Origin of the sequence: Longivirga aurantiaca, assembly GCF_042660085.1 — a bacterium.
Lineage (GTDB): Bacteria > Actinomycetota > Actinomycetes > S36-B12 > CAIYMF01 > Longivirga > Longivirga aurantiaca.
Genome location: NZ_JBHSTI010000016.1, coordinates 1 through 2,407, shown reverse-complemented (window position 1 = coordinate 2,407; position 2,407 = coordinate 1). Strand labels below are relative to the sequence as shown.

Annotated in this window: 1 protein-coding gene; it reads left to right on the top strand. The window is 70.5% G+C overall.

The genetic code is table 11. The features are described from left to right. Positions 1-98: 98 nt before the first annotated feature. The gene (locus ACFQGU_RS15755; RefSeq protein ID WP_386768528.1) at positions 99-2,201 is read left to right on the top strand and encodes a transglycosylase domain-containing protein; all 2,103 of its coding nucleotides are present in this window, start codon (positions 99-101) and stop codon (positions 2,199-2,201) included. Positions 2,202-2,407: the final 206 nt, after the last annotated feature.

Sequence of the window (2,407 nt, the reverse complement as noted above, 5' to 3'; positions counted from 1 at the left end):
ACCTGTCGGGGCTCGGTCCGCGTTCGGACCTTCGCGCCCCCCGCTCGACCGGGCATGGCCCCCACCCGCCCGCTTCCCCAGCATCGAGGATGAACCACGTGAGGATCGACTACCCGCGCCGCGGCAAGACCGGTGTGCGTCACTGGCTGCCCTCGTGGAAGCAGGTCGTGTCGGTCCTGCTGCTCGGCTTCGCCTCGGCCGTGGCGCTGTTCTTCTTCCTCCTGTGGCGCACCGAGGTGCCGGAGCCGAACGAGGTCGCCACCGCGCAGACCTCGATCGTCTACTGGAACGACGGCACCACCGAGCTCGGCCGCATCGGCGACGCCAACCGCATCAGCGTGCCGCTCTCCGACGTCCCCCTCGACACCCAGCACGCCGTCCTCGCCGCCGAGGACCGCGAGTTCTACGAGCACGGCGGCTTCTCGCCGGCGGGCATCGGCCGCGCGATCTGGAACAACGTCTCCGGCGGCAGCCTCCAGGGCGGCTCGACCATCACCCAGCAGTACGCCAAGAACGCGTTCCTCACCCAGGAGCGCTCGTTCTCGCGCAAGGCGCAGGAGCTGCTGCTCGCGGTGAAGCTCGAGACGTCGGTGAGCAAGGACCAGATCCTCGAGGACTACCTCAACACCATCTACTTCGGCCGCGGCGCGTACGGCATCCAGGTCGCCTCGCAGCAGTACTTCGGCAAGGACGTCACCGAGTTGACGCTCGGCGAGTCGGCGGCCCTCGCCTCGATCATCCGCTCGCCCGGCAACTACGACCCGGCCGACAAGGACAACGTCGAGCGGCTGAAGGGCCGTATCCAGTACGTGCTCGACGGCATGGTCGAGAAGGGCTGGATCACCCAGGCCCAGGCCGACGACGCGTCGTTCCCGAAGTTCAAGAAGCCCAAGCCTGCCAACAAGTTCCAGGGCACCAACGGCTACCTGCTCGACGCCGTCGTGCGCGAGCTCGCCACCAGGGACATCACCGAGGACGAGCTCAACCGCGGTGGTCTGCGCGTGGTCACGACCTTCGACAAGAAGGCGCAGGGGGCAGCGGTCGAGGCCGTGCGCGCCGAGGGACCGAAGAGCGGCACCGAGGGCCTGCGCATCGGCCTCGCGGCGGTGCGTCCCGGCACGGGCGAGGTCGTCGCGATGTACGGCGGCGCCAACTTCCTCAACAACCAGGTCAACAACGCCACCATGGCGATCGGCCAGGCAGGGTCCACGTTCAAGCCGTTCGCCCTCGCCGCCGCCATCGAGCAGGGCATCTCGCTCGACTCGGTCTGGAACGGCAACACCGGCGTCACCATCGACGACTACGTCGTGAACAACTACGGCGACAACAACTACGGCGACATCACGCTGCTGAAGGGCACCGAGCAGTCGGTGAACTCCGTCTACGTCGCGGTCTCGAAGGAGACCGGGTACGACGCCGTCGTCGATGCTGCGCGTCGCGCAGGCATCACCACCGACACGCTCACCCCGGTGCGCTCGGTCGCGCTCGGCGTCGCCTCGCCGCACGTCATCGAGATCGCCGACGCCTACGCCACCTTCGCCGCTCGCGGCCAGCACGTCGACTACACGGTCATCAAGGAGGTGCGCGGCGGGAACGGCGGCGTGCTCATCGTGGCCGATCCCTCGCCCGAGCAGCGGTTCGACTCGAACACCGCCGATGTCGTGAACTACGCGCTGCGCAAGGTCGTCACCGACGGCACCGGTCGCACCGCGCTCGGCGTCGGCCGTCCGATCGCCGGCAAGACCGGGACGACGAACGAGAACAAGTCGGCGCTCTTCGCCGGGTACACGCCCGACCTCGCAGCCGCCGTCATGCTCACCAAGGACGGTGCAGACGGCCTGCCCGTGTCGCTGTCCGGGGTCGGCGGCCTCTCGACCGTGACGGGTGGCTCGTTCCCCGCGGCGATCTTCACGGCCTTCATGAAGGGCGCGCTCGAGGGCCAGCCGGTGCAGCAGTTCACCGAGCCCGCGAGCCTGCCGACGGCCAGCCCCACGCCCACCGTGAGCCCCACCGAGTCGGTCAGCCCCACCGAGACTCCCACCGTGGAGCCGACGCCCACGGTCACCCCGACCGTGGAGCCGACGCCCACCGTGGAGCCGACGCCCACGGTCACCCCGACCCCGACCGACCCCCCGACGCCGACCGTCGCGCCCAGCGGCGGCGGCGGCTCGCCCGGCGCCACCCCGGCTGCCTCGCCCTAGCGACCTCCGGGAGGCGGACGGTGTCGAGAGGGAACGGTCGCGGACTCCCGCGACGTCGTAGGGCACGATGACGACCGTGCCCGAGAACGACGCCACCGACCCCGGCCTGCCGCCCGTGACCCCGGACGCCGGTCCTGCCGGCGAGCCGGCGTACGGCGCCCAGCTCGACGGCGCCCTGCACCGGAGCCACGCCGCCACCGCGGTGA